General features: G+C 57.0%; 20 protein-coding genes and 1 tRNA gene. 15 read left to right on the forward strand and 6 right to left on the reverse strand.

The genetic code is table 11. The features are described 5' to 3' along the window. Window positions 1-456 precede the first annotated feature (456 nt). The 7 genes from CCHOA_RS03390 (at window position 457) to CCHOA_RS03420 (ending at window position 7,883) form a co-directional block, all read left to right on the forward strand. Window positions 457-1,245: a lytic transglycosylase domain-containing protein gene (locus tag CCHOA_RS03390; protein WP_123926873.1), complete on the forward strand. Its 789-nt coding sequence runs from the start codon at window positions 457-459 to the stop codon at window positions 1,243-1,245. A 594-nt stretch (window positions 1,246-1,839) separates the two neighbouring features. Beyond that, on the forward strand, window positions 1,840-3,117 hold the full coding sequence (eno, locus tag CCHOA_RS03395; protein WP_123926876.1) for a phosphopyruvate hydratase: 1,278 nt from the start codon (window positions 1,840-1,842) through the stop codon (window positions 3,115-3,117). 626 nt (window positions 3,118-3,743) lie between these two features. Then, window positions 3,744-4,454: an FtsB family cell division protein gene (locus CCHOA_RS03400; protein ID WP_123926879.1), complete on the forward strand. Its 711-nt coding sequence runs from the start codon at window positions 3,744-3,746 to the stop codon at window positions 4,452-4,454. A gap of 183 nt (window positions 4,455-4,637) precedes the next feature. Further along, window positions 4,638-5,228: a DUF501 domain-containing protein gene (locus tag CCHOA_RS03405; protein WP_123926882.1), complete on the forward strand. Its 591-nt coding sequence runs from the start codon at window positions 4,638-4,640 to the stop codon at window positions 5,226-5,228. Continuing rightward, window positions 5,225-6,205, forward strand: coding sequence for a Ppx/GppA phosphatase family protein (locus CCHOA_RS03410; RefSeq protein WP_123926885.1), 981 nt, complete (start codon window positions 5,225-5,227; stop codon window positions 6,203-6,205). Before CCHOA_RS03405 ends, CCHOA_RS03410 begins: the two co-directional genes overlap by 4 nt. Window positions 6,206-6,473: 268 nt before the next feature. After that, a tRNA-Leu gene (locus CCHOA_RS03415) sits at window positions 6,474-6,550 on the forward strand. Window positions 6,551-6,716: 166 nt separating this feature from the next. Then, window positions 6,717-7,883: a helix-turn-helix domain-containing protein gene (locus CCHOA_RS03420; protein WP_123926888.1), complete on the forward strand. Its 1,167-nt coding sequence runs from the start codon at window positions 6,717-6,719 to the stop codon at window positions 7,881-7,883. Window positions 7,884-7,892: 9 nt separating this feature from the next. Here CCHOA_RS03420 and CCHOA_RS03425 read toward each other — a convergent pair whose 3' ends face one another. Continuing rightward, window positions 7,893-8,123 carry a hypothetical protein gene (locus tag CCHOA_RS03425; protein WP_123926891.1) on the reverse strand — a complete coding sequence of 77 codons (231 nt, stop codon included), beginning with the start codon at window positions 8,121-8,123 and terminating at the stop codon, window positions 7,893-7,895. A 148-nt stretch (window positions 8,124-8,271) separates the two neighbouring features. On the opposite strand from CCHOA_RS03425, the gene CCHOA_RS03430 reads away from it, so the two are divergent. Further along, window positions 8,272-9,159, forward strand: a complete 888-nt coding sequence (locus CCHOA_RS03430) for a Bax inhibitor-1/YccA family protein (protein WP_377739184.1) — start codon at window positions 8,272-8,274, stop codon at window positions 9,157-9,159. Between the two features lie 777 nt (window positions 9,160-9,936). On the opposite strand, the gene CCHOA_RS03435 is transcribed toward CCHOA_RS03430, so the two are convergent. The 3 genes from CCHOA_RS03435 to CCHOA_RS03445 form a co-directional block, all read right to left on the reverse strand. Continuing rightward, on the reverse strand, window positions 9,937-10,428 hold the full coding sequence (locus CCHOA_RS03435; RefSeq protein ID WP_123926894.1) for a hypothetical protein: 492 nt from the start codon (window positions 10,426-10,428) through the stop codon (window positions 9,937-9,939). A gap of 126 nt (window positions 10,429-10,554) precedes the next feature. Further along, window positions 10,555-11,082, reverse strand: a complete 528-nt coding sequence (gene greA, locus CCHOA_RS03440) for a transcription elongation factor GreA (protein ID WP_123926898.1) — start codon at window positions 11,080-11,082, stop codon at window positions 10,555-10,557. A 420-nt stretch (window positions 11,083-11,502) separates the two neighbouring features. Continuing rightward, entirely contained in the window at window positions 11,503-11,979 is a 477-nt protein-coding gene (locus CCHOA_RS03445) for a DUF4307 domain-containing protein (protein ID WP_123926902.1), read from the reverse strand. A 404-nt stretch (window positions 11,980-12,383) separates the two neighbouring features. Between CCHOA_RS03445 and mca the strand changes: the two genes are divergently transcribed. The 4 genes from mca (at window position 12,384) to CCHOA_RS03465 (ending at window position 15,720) form a co-directional block, all read left to right on the forward strand. After that, window positions 12,384-13,274: a mycothiol conjugate amidase Mca gene (gene mca, locus CCHOA_RS03450; protein WP_123926905.1), complete on the forward strand. Its 891-nt coding sequence runs from the start codon at window positions 12,384-12,386 to the stop codon at window positions 13,272-13,274. 302 nt (window positions 13,275-13,576) lie between these two features. Continuing rightward, window positions 13,577-13,837 carry a hypothetical protein gene (locus CCHOA_RS03455; RefSeq protein ID WP_123930745.1) on the forward strand — a complete coding sequence of 87 codons (261 nt, stop codon included), beginning with the start codon at window positions 13,577-13,579 and terminating at the stop codon, window positions 13,835-13,837. Window positions 13,838-13,973: 136 nt separating this feature from the next. Then, window positions 13,974-14,744, forward strand: coding sequence for an isoprenyl transferase (locus CCHOA_RS03460; RefSeq protein ID WP_123926908.1), 771 nt, complete (start codon window positions 13,974-13,976; stop codon window positions 14,742-14,744). 451 nt (window positions 14,745-15,195) lie between these two features. Then, window positions 15,196-15,720 carry a flavodoxin domain-containing protein gene (locus CCHOA_RS03465; RefSeq protein WP_123926911.1) on the forward strand — a complete coding sequence of 175 codons (525 nt, stop codon included), beginning with the start codon at window positions 15,196-15,198 and terminating at the stop codon, window positions 15,718-15,720. A gap of 468 nt (window positions 15,721-16,188) precedes the next feature. Here CCHOA_RS03465 and coaA read toward each other — a convergent pair whose 3' ends face one another. Next, window positions 16,189-17,136: a type I pantothenate kinase gene (gene coaA / locus CCHOA_RS03470; RefSeq protein WP_123926914.1), complete on the reverse strand. Its 948-nt coding sequence runs from the start codon at window positions 17,134-17,136 to the stop codon at window positions 16,189-16,191. Between the two features lie 389 nt (window positions 17,137-17,525). Here coaA and glyA point away from each other — a divergent pair, with 389 nt between their 5' ends. Continuing rightward, the gene (gene glyA, locus CCHOA_RS03475; RefSeq protein ID WP_123926917.1) at window positions 17,526-18,827 is read left to right on the forward strand and encodes a serine hydroxymethyltransferase; all 1,302 of its coding nucleotides are present in this window, start codon (window positions 17,526-17,528) and stop codon (window positions 18,825-18,827) included. Between the two features lie 307 nt (window positions 18,828-19,134). On the opposite strand, the gene CCHOA_RS03480 is transcribed toward glyA, so the two are convergent. Further along, window positions 19,135-19,944 carry an alpha/beta fold hydrolase gene (locus tag CCHOA_RS03480; RefSeq protein WP_123926920.1) on the reverse strand — a complete coding sequence of 270 codons (810 nt, stop codon included), beginning with the start codon at window positions 19,942-19,944 and terminating at the stop codon, window positions 19,135-19,137. A 525-nt stretch (window positions 19,945-20,469) separates the two neighbouring features. On the opposite strand from CCHOA_RS03480, the gene CCHOA_RS03485 reads away from it, so the two are divergent. Beyond that, entirely contained in the window at window positions 20,470-21,165 is a 696-nt protein-coding gene (locus tag CCHOA_RS03485) for an LGFP repeat-containing protein (protein WP_123926923.1), read from the forward strand. A 246-nt stretch (window positions 21,166-21,411) separates the two neighbouring features. After that, complete coding sequence (locus CCHOA_RS03490) at window positions 21,412-21,945, forward strand: GNAT family N-acetyltransferase (RefSeq protein WP_123926926.1); 534 nt, start codon at window positions 21,412-21,414, stop codon at window positions 21,943-21,945. Window positions 21,946-22,031 lie beyond the last annotated feature (86 nt).

The following is a 22,031-nucleotide window of genomic DNA, read 5'->3' on the forward strand; positions in this document are numbered from 1 at the left end:
CGAAAAACCGAAACTATTGGGACAGGAGTGAAGAATGTGGCAAGAGGGGCAAGTAGTGTTCGCCCTTCATCGCCCCGGAATCCAAGAGAAGCAACCCATGGGGGCAACCCTGCTGCCTCGCCATTGCTGCCGCAACACTCGAAAACTACTACTGATACAGCAGGTCGCGCCGGGTGGTTCGCGGCTACCTTGTCAGCAGAGCGCGCGGCGGCGCCACAACAGGAAGGAGACCGGGGGAAAGGCCGGTGGTGGACGGTTCAACAGTGCTACCGGGGCTAGGCAGTCGAAGAAGGGTTCGCAGGTTCAGCGCTCGGCTGTGGCGCAGCGCTTTCGGGGGAAAGATGGAGCACTGCTGAACTCCCCGACATCGGTTTTGGAACGACCCGAGTGGGGCTTGCCAGGACGCATTTGCACGGAAACTTTCCTGCCGCAGCTAAGTCTGTAACATGGACGTCCATGGCGGGCAGGATAACGAAAACCTTGGGCGGTTGTGCAGTGATATCAGTTGCGGCAATCGTCTGCGTAGTGGCGCTCGTCGGCTGGATGGTCACCGCGAACTATGTTGAGGCGCCGGTGGTAAGTCGCAAACCTATTCCTGCAGATGTGCCACCAGCAGCCGGCGCCCCATTACCGCCTGTTAATGTGGAAGCGCCTGGTCGAACCGCTGACCAGTTCACGTTTTGGAGTGAGCCGATAGCCGCGGCAACCCATATTCCGGTTCCGGCGCTAAATGCCTATGCCAATGCGACCACGATTGCTGCTGCAGCGTGGCCAGCCTGTCATCTCAATTGGACAACACTTGCCGGCCTTGGCTACGTGGAAACCCGACACGGCAGTTACACCGGCAACTTGTTGAAACCTGCCCATATTGACGAGTTTGGGCAAGTCACCCCGCCGATCATCGGGGTGCCTCTCGATGGATCACCAGGATTTGCCCGCATTGAAGACACCGACGGTGGGGAATATGACGGCGATGTCGAGTTCGACCGGGCGGTAGGGCCGATGCAATTTATTCCTAGTTCGTGGCGACTCTATGGTCGTGACGCGAACGGGGATTTTGTTGCCGATCCCAACAATATCGATGACGCTGCCCTGAGTGCGGCGAATCTGCTCTGCGCCAAAGGGCATGATTTGGCCACCCCGGAAGGATGGTCAGCCGCGATTCGCTCCTACAACAATTCCGTGGAGTATCTCATCGACGTGCGCAATGCTGCCGCGAACTACGCCATCGGTCAGCGAGCTTAAGGAAACGCAAACGCCCGGTACGCGACGTTCCTCTGAGGTGGTGGGAATGTTCGGGTGAGGTGGTGGGGAAGGTTGGGGCTTTCCGGTCGGACTTGTCATAGTGGCAGGCGAGCCGGGGATATGAACCGATGATAGTTGGTGCGGAATGTCAAGCGGTCATTCTTTTTCGTAGAACGCGGTGATGCTGGCCGGAGTGTGTCTCGCCACGTGGAGTCAAGCCACGCCCGGATATGTCCGATTTTGTGCCCAATCGGGCATTGGAGGCCGGATTTTTTCCGTTCGGAAATGTGGGATTGTTTACACTTTTTTGTTTGCGACGCGGCCAGGGTGGCTGTAGATGATCCAAGAAATACTCCTTGAGCAGGCATTTTGCTGGGAACTTCTCGGGATGGTCATTTCTTTGCATCGTCCGATCGGAAATCTGTCACCGCTAGCCCCTGCCATAGCGGGCCGAAACGTGGAACAATGGTGCCTAACGATGTGCTGCGCGACCGCCGCCGGTGGTTAGTGTGGCGCATACAACCCCCGTTGTGACGTGATGGCAGTTATCACGCCGCAACACCATAAACGTCTTGACGTTATAAGGAGACTCCTGTGGCAGATATCAATGCCGTTTTCGCTCGTGAAATCCTCGACTCCCGCGGTAACCCCACTGTGGAATGTGGTGTTTACCTCGACGATGGATGTGACGGCCGCGCTGGTGTTCCTTCGGGCGCATCGACTGGTGTTCACGAAGCACACGAGCTGCGCGACGGTGGCGACCGCTACCTCGGCAAGGGCGTGCTCAAGGCTGTGGAAAATGTCAACGAAACCATTTGCGACGCCATTGTCGGAATGGAAGCTGACGACCAGCGTGCAATCGACCTGGCCATGATTGAACTTGACGGTACCCCGAACAAGTCCAAGCTGGGTGCGAACGCCATCCTCGGTGTTTCCATGGCAGTTGCTCGCGCAGCTGCTGAATCCGCAAACCTGCCACTGTTCCGCTACATTGGTGGCCCAAATGCGCACGTCCTGCCAGTTCCGATGATGAACATCGTCAACGGTGGTGCACACGCCGATTCTGGTGTTGACTGCCAGGAATTCATGATCGCCCCCATCGGTGCTCCAAGCTTCGCAGAAGCACTGCGCATGGGTGCAGAGGTCTACCACTCCCTGAAGTCTGTGATCAAGGCGCAGGGTCTGTCCACCGGTCTCGGTGACGAAGGTGGCTTCGCTCCTTCGGTTGACTCCACGGCAGCTGCGATCGATCTCATCATCGAAGCCATCGAAAAGGCTGGCTTCAAGCCGGGTGAAGATGTTGCGATCGCGCTCGACGTTGCTTCTTCTGAGTTCCACGAAGATGGTGTGTACCGCTTCGAGGGCAAGGAACTGTCCAGCGAAGAGATGGCCAAGGTTTACGAAGAACTCGTTGCTAAGTATCCGATCGTCTCCATCGAGGATCCACTGGATGAGGATGACTGGGAAGGCTGGGCAAAGCTCACCGAAATGATCGGTGACAAGGTACAGCTCGTCGGCGATGACCTGTTTGTGACCAACCCAGAGCGTCTCGCCCGCGGTATCAAGGAAGGCGTTGCCAACGCTCTGCTGGTGAAGGTCAACCAGATCGGTACCCTGACCGAGACCTTCGATGCTGTCGAACTTGCTCACCGCAACGGCTACCGCTGCATGATGAGCCACCGTTCCGGCGAAACCGAAGACACCACCATTGCTGATCTGGCTGTGGCACTGTCTTGTGGTCAGATCAAGACCGGTGCTCCTGCCCGCTCCGAGCGTGTTGCCAAGTACAACCAGCTGCTGCGCATTGAGCAGATCCTTGGCGATGCTGCTGTCTACGCTGGCCGTGACGCATTCCCACGTTTCCAGGGCTAGTTTGCACTGCAGCTAGCATCGGCTCTGTCCATCGCCTGGTGTGACAGACAGTTGTTAGCCTTTTGGATGTAACCATAAGTTTCGCCGCCATTCGCTTGGAATGGCGGCGAAACTGTTGTTGTCTCTGCGGTATCCACTGGCGCAGTAGTGATGCGACCTGCATGATGCCGCCGAAAGTACGTACCCCACGGTATGGAGTAGCTTCCCATTCCGGTGGGGTGTTTTGCGTCGGTACCTCCGGTGGCCGCTGGCTTCAATGCCTATGGGGACAGACGTTGAACTGCACGTCTCTTCACGGTATCAATCCTGAAAAAAGCTGCACGCCTTGCGCTAACTGGGGAAATTTAATGGTCCCCTACGAGACCCGGGGCTTACACAGGGCATGTCGACCCAACACCGGGGGCAGAACCGTCTCCCGCACGAATCTTCTCCGGTGCCTGGCTTTGGCATAACGCTGCTGCTGCCAGGTGAGTTGGCCACTTCAAGTAGTAGCCGTTTACCTGGCTTTCACGGTGGAGTGAAGGTGGTGAAACTGCAATAGTGAGCTGCGCGATGAGCAGGTGTAACGATGTGGCAGGGTGTCACTACTGTGGCAGATGGGGTGTTTGCAGTAGAATCTGTCTACCATGGCAGCACTTCCCGGATCCCGTCCACGACGTCAAGTACCCGTGGCGCACAGGCGAGTGGAAGCAGCGCCGCAACGACCGAAAAATGGGAAAACTGCGCAACGGCAAGGATTCAACGGGCTGCACATCGCCGTGCTGATGGTCTGCCTATTGGTGATCGTCCTGATGCTGAATAATCCGTTGCAAAATTATTTCGAGCAACGCGCCGAAATCCAACGGTTGACCGCGGAAAAAGTGCGGAAAATCGAGCAGAAAGAACAATGGCTCGCCGATATTGAACGCTACAAGGACGAGCACTATGTGCAGGAGCAGGCGCGGCTGCGGCTAGGGGTCATTGCCCCCGGCGAGCGGGCGTATCGCATCATTGCACCACCTGTGGCAGCACCACCAGCCGGGCCGGTCACCCCCAATGGCACACCAACTGATGAGCTTGGCCCATGGTGGCAGGTGATGTGGGATTCGATCGCCGATCCGGAAAGTGCACCAGTACTGCCACAAGAACAAGCAGATACTGCCCCAGACTCGGAAACTACTGGTAAGCAGCCTGGCGAGCAAGCAGGAGTTCCCGCAGATCAACCCCCGGTAGAAGATCTGCAAGACGGCTTGCCAGCAGTGACCATCCCAGATCCTGCAGAACAAAGCATCGATGAACCGCTGCCACCGGAACCACTGCCCGCCGGTGATGATCAGTCCCCGGCGGCGGAAGGATAACACTGTGTTCACCTGGTTTGGCTGTATCGCGTCACGCAGTTGACGGATATGTGTATCCCAGTAGAGGTTGCACTCCGGTAGCAGGCGGCCGACGCTCGGCGAGTACAGCACGCTACCATGAGAAGCCAAGACACACGGTGAATAGGTGTGCCGTACCCACTTCAAAGGAAATAGGAAACTTCGGTGACTCAACCACAGCCCCGCCCAAAAAGTCAGCCCGCCAGCCCGGAAGATCTAGCTCTCGTTGCCGATCAGCTCGGCCGTGAACCCCGTGGTGTAATCGGCATCGCCTATCGCACACCCGACGGGGTACCTGCGGTAGTGACTACCGCCCCGAAACTTGCCGATGGCACCCCGTTTCCGACGCTGTACTATCTCACCGACCCGCGGCTGACAGCAGAAGCAAGCCGGCTGGAAGTCGCTGGTGTGATGAAGGTGATGACTGCCCGGCTGGCAGATGACCTTGAGCTTGCCGCCGACTATCAAAAAGCACACGAATATTTCCTTGCCGCGCGCAATAGTGTGCACGATTTGGGAACCACGTTTTCTGGCGGCGGTATGCCTGATCGGGTGAAATGCCTGCACGTATTAATCGCCTACGCGTTAGCTGAAGGCGCTGGGCATTTCCGACTCGGCGATGAAGCGGTGGCGTTGGCTGCAGACCACGGCGGGCTACGGGGGACTGCAGTGCCTAATGACTGGCCAACCATCGACGATTTGGGAATTGATCTAGCGCAATTCGACTTCACCCATGCTGAAGGTGGTGCGCGATGACCCGGTTGGCGGCTGTCGATTGCGGCACCAACGCGATTCGACTGTTAGTGAGTGAATACTCCGGTGGCAAAGTACGCGATATTCACCGTGCACTGTCTATCGTGCGGCTGGGGGAAGGGGTTGATGCAACCGGCCGTTTCACACCAGAGGCGATTGCTCGCACCCGGCAGGCGCTGGAACGATATGTCGAAATTATGCGTATCGAACGGGTTGAGCATGTGGTGATGGTGGCCACTTCGGCAACGCGTGATGCGCAAAACCGTGCCGAGTTTTTTGCAATGACCAGTGAACTCCTTGGTCAGATCCAACCGGGTGCCCAGGCAGAGGTCATCACCGGGGAACGCGAAGCAGCGCTGTCGTTTGCCGGCGCGGTCGCTGATTTGCAGCAGGCACAGGCGCCGTATTGTGTGATTGATCTGGGGGGAGGATCGACGGAGTTCGTCGTCGGGGAAGCAACTGGCCAGATCCTTGGTGCCTATTCCGCCAACATGGGTTGTGTGCGGCTAACTGAACGTATCCTGCGCGATAATCCGCCAACCAAACAGCAGCAGGATGCCGCCCGGCGCTATGTGCAGTCCTGTTTGGACGAGGTTGAGGCGAAAGTTGATATTGCCAAGGCGAAAACCTTTGTTGGGTGTGCCGGCACGTTCACCACGTTGTCGGCGATTGCCCAAGGGTTGGAAAGCTATGAGACTGCGGCAATTCATGGATCCGTGCTTCGCTTCCCGGCTTTAGATGTGTTGGCTCAGCGAGTGATTGAAGAAACCAGCGAAAAGCGGGCTACGAATCCAGTGGTGCATCCCGGTCGGGCTGATGTGCTGGGTGGCGGCTCGGTGGTGGTGCAAGAGATTTTGCACCGCATCGAGGCCTTAACTGGGGTGCAGGAGATTATTGTCAGCGAAAAGGACATTTTGGATGGGCTGATCCTCGAGCTTGTCGCCTCCTTGCAAGATCGTGAGGCGACTTCTGCTGAGTAAGTCACACACGCTGCTGTGACTGCCAGGAGTCATATCTAGGCGGTATGGTCTGTTTGCTAGCGGTTGTCACCTGTCGATGGGTTAGGACTATATCGCGGTGATCTTTTCGGGTGCTGAGGTGCGCCTAGTGGATTATGCTGGTTGAACGTTGGGATCAGCGCGGTGGGCAGGGCTGTACCGGATTGTTGGGTCTGGGGCGGTAAAACCAAGGGGGATTTTCCTTGAAGTTTGCTCCATCATCGACGCACCGCGTAGAATGACCTTTCGCGCCCCTATAGCCCAATTGGCAGAGGCAGCAGACTTAAAATCTGCCAAGTGTCAGTTCGAGTCTGACTGGGGGCACCACAATTCCATGAAGATCAACCCTCCCTGGGGCAGGTTTGGTGCTGTAGCGGCATCCACTACCTATCCCGGGGAGGGTTTGTGGTTTATATCAGGGGTGGCACCACCGACACGTTTCGCTTAGGCTATCATTACTAAAGTTAGTGTGCCCTCATGATGTGGAGTTGTTGTGGTGGAATATCAACGGTCATTACTGTTGTACTGCTTTGCCGGCCAGGCCTGTGTCACTGTTGGCGATCAACGCTATCAGCTCTCCAGCGGGCAACTTTGCGTCACCAGCGGGCCTGCGGTGCAAACCGGGGATGGGCTAATTCTTCCAATCTGGTATGACACACTTCCGGAAATCCCTACGACTCGAGTGATGACACTGCCGGCCGCTTGGCGATATGTGATGGTTGCCGAATTTGCTGCCAGTTTGCAGGCACCAATCGGCGCTGCCAGTTTATCGGCACCTATTGAACGGCTTCTCGTTGATCCGGCGGTTGCACCACCAATGCCGACAGCTGCTGCTGCCCAATCAGTGGCCGCGCAGCTTCTAGATAATCCTGCCTGCCAGTTGAGTCTGTCAGATTTCGCTGATCAGCACGGACTTTCCCCACGAACGCTACAGCGCCAATTTCTCCAGTCCACAAACCTTTCCTTTAGTCAATGGCGCACCGCTGCCCGAGTGGCAAGCGCGGCAGCATTACTCAGCCACGGATTTTCAGTGGCGGTTACAGCCGATATGGTTGGCTTCCAAGCTACCTCTTCACTCACCCGGGCTTTCCACCGGCAGACCGGTTGCGCCCCTTCACTGTATTGTGCCGGCAGTAGTGTCACCTTTGAGCACATTCCGCAGATTCCGGCGACGGCCGTGTGCGCCCAGCAGGCGAAAATGGATGAAACCTGGTGGATCTATCGCGGATCGGCAACCTTAACCAGTGGAGACTATTGCCGTTTCCTCACCCGAGGCGATCTCGTCACGCTACCGGCGGAAAGTGATGCCCACCTTGAAGTAGCGGCAGGTTCCATTGCCCTGCCGCTAGGTGGGGTCGCAGCTGTTGACGAAACACCTGATTTAGCAGCGGTAGTGGCCAGGTTCACCCCGGCGCTGGCGGTAGCAGCCCTCCAAGGAGCAACCGGTGGCAGTGTGCTATCAATCGCGCAACGGTTGAACTCTGCCCGGCAGATGCTGCGCGCCGGGCAAGCCCCCGCACAGGTTGGCCAAGCACTCGATTTTCCTTCGGTGCACGCCTTTGCCCGGGCATTTCGACTGGTACACGGAACCACCCCACGCGGCTATCAGCAGCACCATCAGTTCGTTGCGGCGACCAGCCAGTCAGTAGCAGCAGGATAGATTGTCCCGTTACAGCGCCAATCCGGCAGCTCCGGTGAAAACGCGCTGCAGAACACCGCTTCCGGTGGCCAGTCGGCCTCCTGCCACCAACATTCGTGGTGCGTCTTCGGTGCCGTACACCGTTGACTTTGCTGCCGAAGAGTGTGCCCGTCGGTGCAGATTGGTGCCCCACTCTTCAAGATCTGCAGCAGGGGCGGTGGTTTGCGGAACAATTTGTCTAGCCTGGTCGTTATACTCCATGAGGTCGCGCATTAAGTGTCCCCGACAGCAACAGACGCACATGTCGTGTTGCAGACGAGGTTGCTCGCATCGGGCAGCATAATCGCGACGGTTTCTTGCGTAAGAGAACCATTCTTGCGCAGTAATGATGAAAGGATCGCGACTACCTGTGCGTAGTAGTAACCCAGTTTTTAGTTCTTTGACCACTGACGCTCGTCAGCACGGCACTGCCGCATGGCCAGTGAACACCACCCCGAGTGCCACGACTTGGCAGTCCGGGGCGCAGGCTGTTGCTGCCGGACAGGCAGCCAACTGGGGGCAGCAGATGCCACCACAGCAGCCGATGGTGTCACCCGCCGAGCAGGCCAGCCGACCCATCACGGTCGACGATATTATTACCAAAACCGGTATCACCCTTGCAGTGATTGTGGCCATGGCTGTGGTGAACTTCGGTATCACCTTGTTTGTTTCTGCTGGGCTCGGGATGATCCTCACCGGGGTTGGTGCCATCGGCGGTTTGATTACCGTGATGGTGTCGGCGTTCGGCAAGAAATACGGTTCCGCCGCCGTTACGTTGATCTATGCGCTCTTTGAAGGCTTGTTTGTTGGCGGTATCTCCTTCATGTTCGCCAACATTGAGGTTTCCGGTTCGAACGGATTCTCCATCATCTTCCAGGCTGTGCTGGGAACCCTCGGCGTGTTCGCCGGCATGCTATACGCCTACAAGTCAGGTGCCATCAAGGTCACCAATAAGATGCGCCGGTTTATCACTGGTGCTCTGATCGGTGTGCTGGTGCTGGCTATCGGCAACCTGTTGAGCTCGCTGCTCATCGGATTTAATCCGCTGACCAACGGCGGTCCGCTGGCCATCGTGTTCTCGCTGGTGTGCATCGGTTTGGCTTCGCTGAGCTTCCTCACCGACTTTGATACCGCTGATCGGCTGGTTCGCGCCGGTGCCCCCGCCCAATACGCTTGGGGCGTGGCATTAGGTTTGGCAGTCACCCTGGTGTGGCTCTACACCGAGATTCTGCGTCTGCTCAGCTATCTGCGCAACTAACCGCCGTTGTTGGCCGCGTGAACCCTGCCCTAGAAGGCATGAAGGTTCACCCCAACCGTCAAGGGGAACCTTGGCATAAAGAGGCATACACAACTGCATATATTGTTCAACACCACCGTTGGTTGATTTTTGCACTGCTGTGCGGCAACAACCGACGGTGGTGTTTGTTATGGGGCGAAAGTGTTGTTGGCGCTCAACATCTCATATGCAACAACCGCCGGGCACCTGTCAGTAGGGGAGGGCTCTGTGCGCCCTGTCCGGGGGCGGCTGAGGGGCTAAAAAAGATCGATACATCGCAGGCCAGGCGTTTCGCGCTTGGAGTTGCAGGGCCAAGATGCGTTGCAGCGGGGGAGTTTATTAGCTAGCGGCAACGGGAAGATTGCACGATTACGGAATTGTGGTGCATTTACAGCCGGCAACAGCAGCAGGGGAGCACCATCCAAGTCAGCACGCTGCTGTATGGACAGCGGCCTGCTTTATCTGGTTTGCAGCCAGGCGTGCGAAGAGAAGACTAGCCTGGGGAACAAACAGCGACAGGCAGAAAAAATCAGCGATGCGCAGTAGCCGATGCGGTGGTGAAATAGCTGTGAGCCCGGCGGGTAAGAAAACATCTGTTTTCCTGCCCTCCGGGCTCACGGATTCTGGTGGCGCTGGCGGCACGGCTGTGGAGCGAACACGACCAGAATGGTTTACTACATCCTGTCCGCGGCCAACCTGCTGGGTTGCGGCACCGAAAAAATGTCGTATTCCACCGGTGGTTGAACTACCAGGGGTGTTTTAAGGCTGCACGACCTGACCGTCAACCATCACGGTCTGGAACAGCAGCTGGCTGGACTGTGGATCCACATCAGGCTGAGCCAACACAACAGCGACATTTTCAGTGCGAACAATTTCACCAGAGGCGCAGTCTGGTTCACAGGTGTTCGTCACCCGGGTGCCGGTGCCGCGCGCATTGAGCTGATCAAGGCTCGTCCAGGTGATGTTCTCCAGGCGATCGTTATTGTCAGCACAAGCCAGCGACAGTGAGGTCGGCGGATCGGTGGGCTTGCCAACACAGTCGATGTACTTCGGGGTTCCCAGCGAGGTGGAGTCCGCCTCAACCGCAGTTGCTGTGGTTGTGGTGGTTGCGGTAGCCGTTGGGGCATCCACCAAGGTGGCGGTCTTGACCCGCTCAGCGGCCGGTGCATCATTCTCATGGGGTGGTGAGCAAGCAGTCAGCGCGGCCGCAGCAATCGCAGCAGCAGCGGTGAACGAGACGATCTTTTTCATCAGAGTGCGTTCCTTGAAAGGGGGTAACAAAGGGATACAACAAATCGTCGCGAACGGAAGCACAACCAACACAACGTAGTGGGCTGTTGCAGTGAGCAACGATGCATGCGTTCGGCAGGCGGAGTATTAACTCTGCTGTGCCCGCATTGTAGCATACTTCTGCGAATCATACGGTTCAGCAGAAACAATTGTGACGGTAATAACGTTGCCATTTGGTGCGGTGTATTCGCAGGTGTCGCCCTCCCGGGCGCCGAGCACCGCTGCACCAAGCGGGGACTGTTCCGAATAGGTTTCCAGATCCTTGTTGTCGCTAGCCGCGGCACGGGTACCGATGAGGAAGGTTTCCTTATTGGATTCGTCGTTGTTGTAGTAGACGTGGACGACTGAACCGACGTGGGCTACGCCCTCTTCGGCGGCGGCACGTTCAGTGGTGGAGTTGGTGAGGATCTTCGTGATCTGAGCGATCCGAGCTTCCTCTTCCACCTGCATTTCGCGGGCTGCATCGTAGCCGGCGTTTTCTTTCAGGTCGCCTTCTTCGCGGCGTTCGTTAATTTCGGCTGCCACCACTGGCCGGTGCGCGATCAGCGCATTCAGCTCTTCTTCCAGCTTGCGCTTGGTTTCCGGGGTGATGTACTGCTTCTGCGGCTCAGTCATGATGAAAGGGTTTCGTCCTTATTCGATATGTGTTGTTTTCGCGAATGTGACACGGTAGTGGCGCCTGATGGAAGTTATCGACCATGATCTGTGGCGTCCACACCCCCGACACAGGGGTGACGGGCGGCAGCATCCATGATGCAACCGGTGCCGACAAGTGATCGTGTGTGTTAGCAATCTCCTGGATGTCCGCAAGTCCAACCCACCTGGAAGGGAATTCTTCTGGCGGTACAGGACACGGATCTGCGGCGAACAGATCACCGCAGTGAGCACGCACGACACCTGGCACAATAATGGTGGAATAGTAGCATAACCCGGTCAAGCAGCACCGTGTCCTACGCCTCAGCCTGTCGCCAGCCACCGCTTGGTAGCCGGCGGGAGCAACGATGCATAAAGGTCGGGAACTTGCGCCGGTGGTTGCTATTGGTGGGCGACACCGTTGGTAGGTTCGGTGAGATAGCTGGGAATAGTCGACGAACAGCCATACATTTTTGCGGCAACCGCAGGCTTTCTGGTCGGAATAATAATCTCAAAACGTTCGAGGGACGCGTCAGATGCCCCAATGAGAAACTCCCGTCGGCCGACCTCATCCTTGTCATAGGACAAGGCGGTAACAATGCAATAGGCCGGCAGTGACGGATCTTTCCGAGACACGTCAACGGCGACTCGCATCTCATCATCGGCTACCCGCTCAAATTCGGCCAATGTCGGGGTGACATTGATTTGGGAGGATTGATAAAAATATCGGCCGATAACTACCACTGCGACGATGGCAATAACCACCGCGCCGATCGCCACCATTTTGCTGCCCCAGTTGCCACCTTCTGGCACCCCCACCCGTCGGGCACTGCTGGATTTCGAGGAGTAGCGGGCGCGCCGTGTTGGTTGTTCGCTCATCACGCTTGGGGCTCTTTCAATCGAAGGTGGTGTTGCAACTCAAGGAATTGTTCTCATTGTGGCAAAACTGCTCCGAGAACAAAAGCACACAACTGGCAAAGGATCTGTGCAGCAGGTGCCGTGTGAGCCAACCTTAGCAAGGCTGATGCGTCCAGAGACAGTATGCTGCGGGTGCGCTGGTACACGTCTTGCCGGTGCTTGCATGCTGGTCTGGTTGTTGCTCACATGATGATTGGGAGCAGGATGGTGGCATAACTTACACTTGGGCAGATATCAGCACCTGGTAGTGCAGAGGCGGGGACAGCAGTATTGCGACATCGTTGCAACAGTGTTGCTGCTGGTACACCCTGCCAGGATCACTGCTGTGTGGTCGCATCCCCCGATGGAGAGTGAAGGAATCGTTCATGGCCGGATACCGAATCTTAGCTGTGCATGCCCACCCCGATGATGAATCATCGAAGGGCGCAGCCACCATGGCTCGCTATGTTGCGGAAGGCCATCGAGTGATGGTTGCCACCATGACCGGTGGGGAGGCAGGTTCGATCCTCAACCCGGCGATGGATCGACCTGGCGTGTTGGAAAACATTACAGCTATTCGCCGGGAAGAAATGGCGAATGCGGCCAAAGCGTTGGGCATCGAGCATCGGTGGATGGGATTTATCGACTCTGGTTTGCCGGAAGGTGACCCGCTCCCAGAGCTTGCGGAGGGCACGTTTGCCACGTTGCCGGTTGCGGAAGCAGCAGCCCCATTGGTGGCGCTGGTGCGGGAATTCCGTCCACACATCATCATCACCTATGACGAGCATGGTGGATATCCGCACCCGGATCATATCCAAACCCACAAGGTGAGCATGTTTGCCTTTGATGCTGCCGCCGATCCGGACTATCACGATCCTGCCGGGGCAGATATTGGTGCGCCTTGGGAGGTTTCGAAAATGTATTACACCCATGGGTTCGTCCCGGAGCGGCTCAAAGCCTTCCATGAAGGACTGCTTGAGGCAGGGTTGGAATCCCCATTTGCTGCCTGGTTACAGCGATTTGCTGACAATCAGCGGGAGGATGTAGGTGCCCGGGTGACGACCAAGGTTCGCTGTGGCGCCTATTTCCCGCAGCGTGACGATGCGCTGCGGGCACACGCCACCCAGATTGATCCGCATGGATTCTTTTTCGCAGTGCCTTTGTTGGTGCAGCAACAGCTGTGGGATACCGAAGAGTTCGAACTTGCCCGGTGGCGTGGCCGAGAGTTTCCGCTGCCGGAGGATGAACTGTATGCCGGCCTGCCGGAGGCTAAGTAGCTGTCGCTACTGTGACGCTGCAGCTGACGAGGAGATATCTTGCTTCCTGAAGCCGCACACAGCTGCTTGCAGTTGCAGCCTCATTTGCACCTGTTGCGGCACGTTACAGGTGCGTGGGGTGTGTGAGACGGTGGATGTGTGGGGCTGCGGCAGCGTGCTGCGAGCAGCAGGAATGTGGCGAGTCCCAGCGGTGTCGCACCTGCGGTGAACCAGCGGCAGTACAGTGATTGGGAAGAACACCACTCGTCTCCGAGTGGGAAAAACGGTTAGGGTGATCTGTTGTGGTCAATGATCTTGTATTTATGGTGCTAGCCCAAGGCGATCCGGGTGTGCCATCGGGTTCCGAGTTCGGTAAAGCCTCCCCGGTAGGGCTGTTTGTGCTGGTTGTGCTGATTGTCGCGGTTGGATATCTCGCGTTTGCACTGACCCGGCGGATGCGGCGAATGAATCGTCGCCGCGCATTTGCTGAGGCAAACGGGCTGGATGTGTTTGATGAGCAGGCACTCGACCAAGCAATGCGGGAGGCAGGATTAGCCGACGTCGACAAGAAACGGTGGCTGTAATCTTCCCTCAGCGGTTCGTGATTTGACCGTTTTCAGCGTTACTGGCCGGTTTCCTTGCGTGGCCGCTGCCAGCTAGGGACGATGATTTCTTTCCAAGCCTGTCAGACCGGGCGGAAGTTAGCTACACTTTTTACCCGTGGACTTGTTGCCTAAACTCGCCTATCCGGCCTATGAGAACGCCCTTCGCCGCCAGTTGCGGGGGCGAAAGATCCCGAAGCATGTCGCGGTGATGTGTGACGGTAATCGGCGCTGGGCAAAAGAGGCAGGGTTTACTGACACCAGCCATGGGCATCGGGTGGGGGCGAAGAAAATCGCCGAGATGGTTGGCTGGTGTGAAGAAGCCGGTGTCGAACTTGTCACCGTGTATTTGTTGTCGACTGAGAATCTGCAGCGCAGCGAACATGAACTGCAGCTTTTGCTCGACATTATCTGTGATGTGGTTGATGAGTTAGCTGACGGTGAACTGCAGTGCACGGTGCGACTTGTCGGCCATCTTGATTTGTTGCCGCCGGGTATTGCTCGCCGCCTGGCGGATGCTGCCGCATCGACTGAAAACCATGCTGGGCTCGTGGTGAATGTGGCTGTCGGCTATGGGGGTCGCCAGGAAATTGTCGACGCGGTGAAAGATCTTGTTGCCGCGGAGATTGCAGCCGGAACTTCCGGTGAGGCGTTGGTTGATGCGATTACTGTTGAGGCGATCGCCAGTCATCTCTACACCTCTGGGCAGCCTGATCCCGATTTGGTGATTCGCACCTCCGGAGAACAGCGGCTGTCAGGATTTCTGCTGTGGCAGGCAGCCTATTCGGAGATTTGGTTTACCGACACCTACTGGCCGGCGTTTCGGCGGATTGATTTTTTGCGTGCGCTGCGATCCTATGCGTCGCGGAGTCGCCGCTTCGGGAAATAGCCGGCTGCAACCCCTCAACTCCCCGGATGCGCCAGGGGATGGGGCTCCAAGCGGGGTCTGCCGGGGGTTTCCACACAGAGTCCGCCGGGGTTGCTCGCCGGCTGTTGCTATAGCTGTCACATTGATGCGATTGGAAGACCTCGCAGCTGCTGGTGCGCAGGATGGTGCCGTTGGTGACCTGAAGGTGAAATCGACGGGGTGATAAGTGCAGCATTATCACGAAACACAGACTTTTCACCTGCAGGTTTGGAAAGTTGCCTGGGGCGATGGAAGCATGGTCTTCGCAGCGGGATCTCAGGTCACACCATTCGGGGGTGGCATCTGGTGTGCCGCCACACTTGCGATGGTCACGCACAGTTTTCGGGTGGATTGTTCACAAACGAGGATTGTCCATAGTTGATCATCTGCTGCCGGTTACCTGTTCATCACACACAGATAGGTCGTATTCCTCATGGCAGTTACGGTGCTGTATGACAGCAACTATGGTTCATCGCAACGCTATGCGCAGCAGTTGGCGCAAATGCTGCACACCACCGCCCAGCGTCTCGCCGATGTTGACGCTGCAGCTGTTGCTGCGACTGGTGAACCGATTGTGGTTGTCTCCCCGAACTATGCTGGGCAAATCGCTGGTGCGCAGTGGTTGCAGCGCCATGCTGACCTGGCAGTGCCGCGGGCGTTGTGTGTGGTGGGGATGAGCAAACCTGCGGAAGCAGCCGCCCATGATCCGGCGCGGAAAGCGCTCGGAGCGGTTGCCGATCAGGTGCACCGGTTTTATCTGCCGGGGGCGCTTGCCTGGTCGAAACTGTCCTTGTTGCACCGTGGGGCGTTGACGACGCTGTCGACCATGCTGAAGGCCAAACCCGGCCGGAGTGATGCCGAACAGCACATTATTGACTCGGTCGGTCATGATAGTGACGCGGTGGACTTCGCCGAGTTGGAGGCGGTGCTTGATTGGGTAACCACCCAGTCGCGCTAGGTCACTAAAGCTGATCGCTAATAATCGCGTTTCTTGCCACATCGCAGGTAACAGGGAAAACGACACCAAGTGCACCTGTTGCACCAGCTGCTGCTGGCGGATCCTGTCTGCTGTAACCTCAGTTTTTTTTCGGGGAAGCGCTGCGAGTCACCACGGTGGGGACTGTTATTTGCACCTGCCAGCAGTGTTTTCCTCGCAGATGCCTCGTTGCCGCGCAAGTACTGGTGACGCGGAACAGTACACAGTGCACCAGCAGTTGTCATCAGCTGTAGCGGCTTGCTACTTTGCTGCAACTGTTGCTTGCAACGCAATCGTTGCAACGCATCCAGCGAAAAACGAAAACCTGAAAAAATCGCAACGACAAGCAGGGGTTTTCCCCTTCGGGCAATGGATGCTCGTTGCTTGTCTGTCTGCATACGGCTTTGTTGACCGCGGAACCAGCGGGGCGAAACAGCGGCGAAAAGCCGCTTACATTTTGCGCAGTAACACCCGGGATACAGCATGGTTTTTGCCTTTTTGCAGAATCAACGACGCCCGCGGCCGGGTCGGCAAAATATTGTCGACCAAATTGGGAAGGTTGACCTCCTGCCAGATACGACGGCCCTCCGCTTCCAATTCACTATCGGTGAGATCCGCATAAGCTGCAAAGTGGGAGTTGGGATTTTTAAATGCGGTAGCTCGCAGTTTCCGCATCCGGGTTAAAAACCAGCCTTCAATATCGGCCACGTCAGCGTCGACATAGATAGAGAAGTCAAACAGGTCGCTGACCATCAGCGTGGAACCGGTTTGCAACACATTTAACCCTTCAACAATGACGATGTCTGGATTGTTGACGGTGACAAACTCATCTGGCACCCGGTCGTAGATGAGGTGTGAATAGACCGGGGCGTGAATTGGGGCAACGCCGGCTTTCACCCCGGAGAGGAATCGCAGTAGCGCTTTGCGATCATAGGATTCGGGGAATCCTTTACGCTGCAAAATACCCCGGGCTTGGAGTTCTGCTGTGGGGTAGAGAAACCCGTCGGTGGTGATGAGATCCACTTTGGGATGGCTTTCCCACCGCGACAGTAGCTGTTGCAACAGGCGGGCAGTGGTGGATTTTCCAACAGCAACAGAGCCGGCAATGCCGATGACGAATGGGGTGTGTGGCAATGCTGTTCCCAGGAAGGTGCTGGTGGCCTGCTCGAGGGCTTGATGTGCTTCAATCCGCAGATGCAGCAACCGGGACAGTGGCAGATAAATATCGTCGACTTCGTCTATGTCGATCTCATCGCCGATGGCACGCAGCGCTAACACTTCTTGACGGGTGAGCACCTGCGGCATGTTGTTGCGCAAGCCACGCCACGTTGTGCGGTCGAACGTGAAATATGACGAGGGTTTTCTCCGGGACGATCCGGCAGCGGGGATCGGATGCATACTTCTATTGTCGCCCGTGTGGTTTGCTTGGCTTGCAGCGGGGTCGACTTCCCTCCCACAGTCGGTGGGCAGCACCCTTTCGTCGCTGCACACCGGTGCTAGTTTCCGGTGACCTGGCGGCGAAGAATGAACCACCGGTTGGCGCTGCAGCGTGGCTGTGTCAGTAAATGCGCAACGATGCGGGCAAGAAGTGCGGGCAGGATAGCTGGCGTGGTTGCGTGGGATCCTCATTGCCTGCTGCGGGGCGCGGGAACGCCAGCTGTGTGACGGCGTTCAGGGGTAGTTTTGGGGGCGACTGGTGTCACTGGAAGGTACTGTTACTAGCGAACAATCATCATGTGCTGTTCATTGTCGTTGTTTTTCTTCCCTTAGCCAGGAGCATGACATCTATGAGTATCGAGTCTTCCCGATCGGTAGCAACCCAGCCATTGCACGAGTTTGATCCAGAAGTTGCCGCCGCAATTGCCGGCGAACTTTCCCGTCAACGGGACACCCTGGAGATGATCGCGAGTGAAAACTTTGTGCCTCGCGCAGTGCTGCAAGCGCAAGGTTCGGTGCTGACGAATAAATATGCGGAAGGCTATCCGGGGCGTCGCTACTATGGCGGCTGCGAACATGTAGACATTGTTGAAGATCTTGCACGTGATCGTGCATGTCAAGTATTCGGTGCTGATTTCGCCAATGTGCAACCGCATGCCGGTGCACAAGCGAATGCTGCGGTGCTGATGGCATTGGCTAACCCGGGCGATAAAATCATGGGGTTGTCGCTTGCCCACGGTGGACATTTAACCCACGGGATGAAGCTGAACTTCTCTGGGAAGCTTTACGACGTGGTTGCCTACGAGGTTGATCCGGATACCTTCCGCTTGGATATGGATAAGATCCGTGAGCAGGCGTTGGCCGAACGCCCGCAGGTGCTGATTGCTGGCTGGTCGGCGTATCCGCGGCATCAGGATTTCGCAGCGTTCCGGTCGATCGCCGATGAGATCGGCGCAAAATTATGGGTGGATATGGCACACTTTGCGGGTCTGGTGGCTGCAGGGTTGCATCCTTCCCCGGTGCCGCATGCCGATATTGTTTCCACGACTGTGCATAAAACCTTGGGCGGTCCTCGTTCCGGCATGATTTTAGGTCGGCAGGAATATGCCAAGGCGATCAACTCGGCCGTGTTCCCCGGTCAGCAGGGTGGCCCGTTGATGCATGCGGTGGCGGCGAAGGCTGTCGCCATGAAGATGGCTATGACTGACGAATTTGTCGATCGGCAGCAGCGTACCTTGGATGGGGCCGCTATTTTGGCTGAACGGCTCACCGCTGCGGACTGTGTCGATGCTGGTGTGTCGGTGCTCACCGGTGGTACCGATGTGCACCTGGTGTTGGTGGATCTGCGAAACTCTGATCTCAACGGCCAGCAGGCGGAAGATCTGCTTCACGAGGTTGGGATTACCGTCAACCGAAATGCGGTGCCTTTTGATCCACGTCCTCCAATGGTGACCTCTGGGCTGCGGATCGGCACTCCGGCATTGGCTACCCGTGGTTTTGATTCCACCGCGTTTAGTGAAGTTGCCGATATTATTGCTACCGCTTTGGCCGCTGGATCCAACGCTGATGTTGATGCGCTGCGGCAGCGAGTATCGAAGCTGGCTGGGCAGTATCCGCTCTATGACGGCTTGGAAGATTGGAAGATGGTCTAAAAGGCTTCCTTTTTCCCTGCACACCCCCGACGACGCTTGGGTGCCCCTGCTTCCGGAATGGGAGCAGGGGCATTGGTGTTGAGGTGGCGTTGATCCTTAGGTGTGCGTGGTGTATCGCTTGCACCAAACCACCCACCCCGCGCGCGCTGTTGGGGGTGGATGATAGTAGGGCTGCTCTGCAGGATCGGTGCTGCGGCTCGACTATCCCGCGGGGAAGCGCGCACCTGAGAAAACCAGCTACACCCCAGGTTGAGTGCGTAGCGTGCGCAGCACTTGCCGTGCCAGCTGGGGGCAGTGGGTACGGTGATTACTGCTGTTCGGCGGCTGCCTGGTCGGCGGCGTGGAGATGGGTCAGCACAAGATGATTGAACTGTTCAGCTTGCTCAATATTGCACAAATGTGCTGCCGGTTCCAGGGAGGCAAAGGTTGATCCCGCAATAGCTGCGTGAACCTGCCGAACCACTGCTGGGGTGGTGCCGGGATCTTGGGCACCGCTGATAACCAATGTGGGAGCGGTGACTTGCGCCAAATCTGCGGCGGAATCAAATTCGGCAAGCGCTTCGCATGAGCCGGCATAGCCTTCATCCGGGCAGGCGGACACCATGGCATAGAACTCATCCCGTTTGCCGGAGGAAATTCCATAGTCGGGGGTAAACCAGCGGGTCGCTGAATCCATGGCGATCGCGGCGGTGGATTCGGCGCGAACCTTGGCTGCTTTTTCCAACCAGGTTGGTCGGTCACCGAATTTGGTGGCAGTCGATACAAGTGTCAAACTCACCACCCGCTCCGGGGCGGTGATAGCAACCATTTGTGCGACAGCCCCGCCGAGCGACAACCCCACAATATGGGCTTTTGCCCAGTTGTTTGCATCCATGACCGCGGTAATATCAGCGGCCATTGCCGCCACACTGTAGGGGCCGGCGGGAACAGGGGAGGCGCCGTGGCCGCGCTTATCGCAGTAGCAGGCGGTGAATTCGGCGCTGATTGCTTCGTGTTGGGCAAGCCACATTGACTTATTGGATCCGAGCGCGCCGATGAAAATCACCGGGAATTGATGTGTAGCAGGACTAGGTCCGGCAATGATTTCATAGGACAATTCGACTGGTTGTGCAGTCATAGTCGGTCACCTTCTTTACTGTGTTGTGCTGTGTGTACACGTTCGTCCGGTCAACGCTGCGCGGCGGCTCGTCGAGACAACCGTGGGTGAGGGTATTGGTGCCCCAGCGCCCTCAGTGGGCATGGTGGGCAGAGCCACTGGTGCCCAGCGTAGCGAAAACCCTAGAGCACAGCTGGCAGGCAAGGGGAGTAGACCGTGTGTTGTTAGGATAGCGTTACCGTTGTCTTATAGGTCACATTGATAGGTCTGCTGGGAACTATATGACTTGGATGATAACTGTATGGACACAATCAGGTTGCAGACCCCACCTTGAGGTTGTTTACGGCGGCAGGGTATGCATAATGGGTGAAGGACACGTTCGTCATACCATTGTTGGTGGCGGCCGTTCCCGGGAGATCACTGTTTATCCGTGAACCGCTGAGATGCCCGCCATATCGATTGTGGAGTTCTGCTGCAGTGTGCAGCTATCGCACTAATCGATGTGGGAAATACCATTCGATACAGATTTGGATAGTTAATACCTTGATGATTGCAAACACTCGTGCCCGTCTGGTCGCTGCTGCTTGTGCACTTGGCCTCGTCGCCACCGGCGCTGTTGCTTGCGCTAACACCGAAAACGATGTGAAGGACGCTGGCGCAACCGTCTCGAAGGGCGTTTCGGAGGCTGCTTCGTCGGCTAGCTCCGCCGCCTCTGAGGCTGCAACTGACGCCAAGGATGCTGCAAAGGACGCAGCCGACAAGGCTGAAGCTGCTGCGGAAGACGCCAAGGACGCTGCCAAGGATGCAGCTGACAAGGCTGAAGCTGCTGCCAAGGATGCCGCTGCTGATGCATCTGTCGCCCTCGACGACGACATGGTGAAGGTTCCAAATGCTGCTGGTGACGAAGTTGCCATCCCTGCAGCTATCGAAAACGCATACCAGGAGATGGGTGGCATCTCCGGCCCGGCTGGCAAGCTGGTCAATGTAACCCACAAGGGTGACGCTTGGGTTGCTTCCTACGCTGACGGCTGGCACATCGCCTACTCCAAGGACACCGGTGCCTATGTTGTGAAGGGCCTGATCGGCAAGTTCTGGTTCGAAAACGGCGCCCTTGAGCATGAAGCAGGTCTGCCGCTCAACGACGAGCAGCCAGATCGTGTCAACGGCGGCTGGACCCAGAACTTCACCAACGGTGTGATCTGGGCAAAGGAAAACGGCGACGCCGGCTTCGACCCGAAGTAAACCACCACATCACAGCGGCGAAAAGACGCCCTGCTGGCAGGAGCATACCCTTGCAACACTGCCCGGCAGCCCCCCTGTGACACCACAACTCACCACCGCACGGGAGTACTGATTACCTCAATCAATACTCATCGCCGCGCGGTGGTGAGTTTTTTCATACTGAGAATACCGTTACACCAACCGATGCCGGCGGCTACCTGGCGTTGCTGTTGCCAAGGCCGCGGTTGCCCTTTAAGGTGAGAACACATGACGAGCCCGAACTTCCTTATTCGCCCGTTAACTAAAGCTGATTATCCGCAAGTCGTTGAGATCTATGAACATGGCCTCGACACCGGTCATGCCACCTATGAGCGGCATGCGCCCACCTGGCAAAAATTCTCCTCGGTGAAAATCATGGAAACCGCATTTGTGGCGGTCGAAGCCAGCGACAACACCACGGTGCTTGGCTGGGTGACAGCAGCCCCGGTCTCGCAGCGGGCAGTGTTTCACGGCGTCGTGGAGGATTCGATCTATATTCATCCGGATGCCCGCGGCCGCGGCGTTGCCGGTGCGCTCCTCGACAAGCTCATCGAAGTCTGTATCGAACTGGAAAAATGGGCAATCCACTCGTGGATCTTCCCCGAAAACGAAGGATCGAAGAAACTTCACCAGTCGCGCGGGTTTGAAAAAGCCGGCACCCTCACCCACATGGCGAAAATGCCCTATGGGGAATTGAAGGGACATTGGCGTGACACCGATATTTGGGAAAAACTCCTGCCAAAACCTGACATTCCGGTGTAGTTGCCCTGGCTACTGCGAAAAACAGTTGGGTTGGGGGAGTGTCTCGGCCGCAGCGTGAAAAAAAGAAAACACCGGCCTTCTTCGGT

This window comes from Corynebacterium choanae, from assembly GCF_003813965.1.
GTDB classification, from domain to species: Bacteria; Actinomycetota; Actinomycetes; order Mycobacteriales; family Mycobacteriaceae; genus Corynebacterium; species Corynebacterium choanae.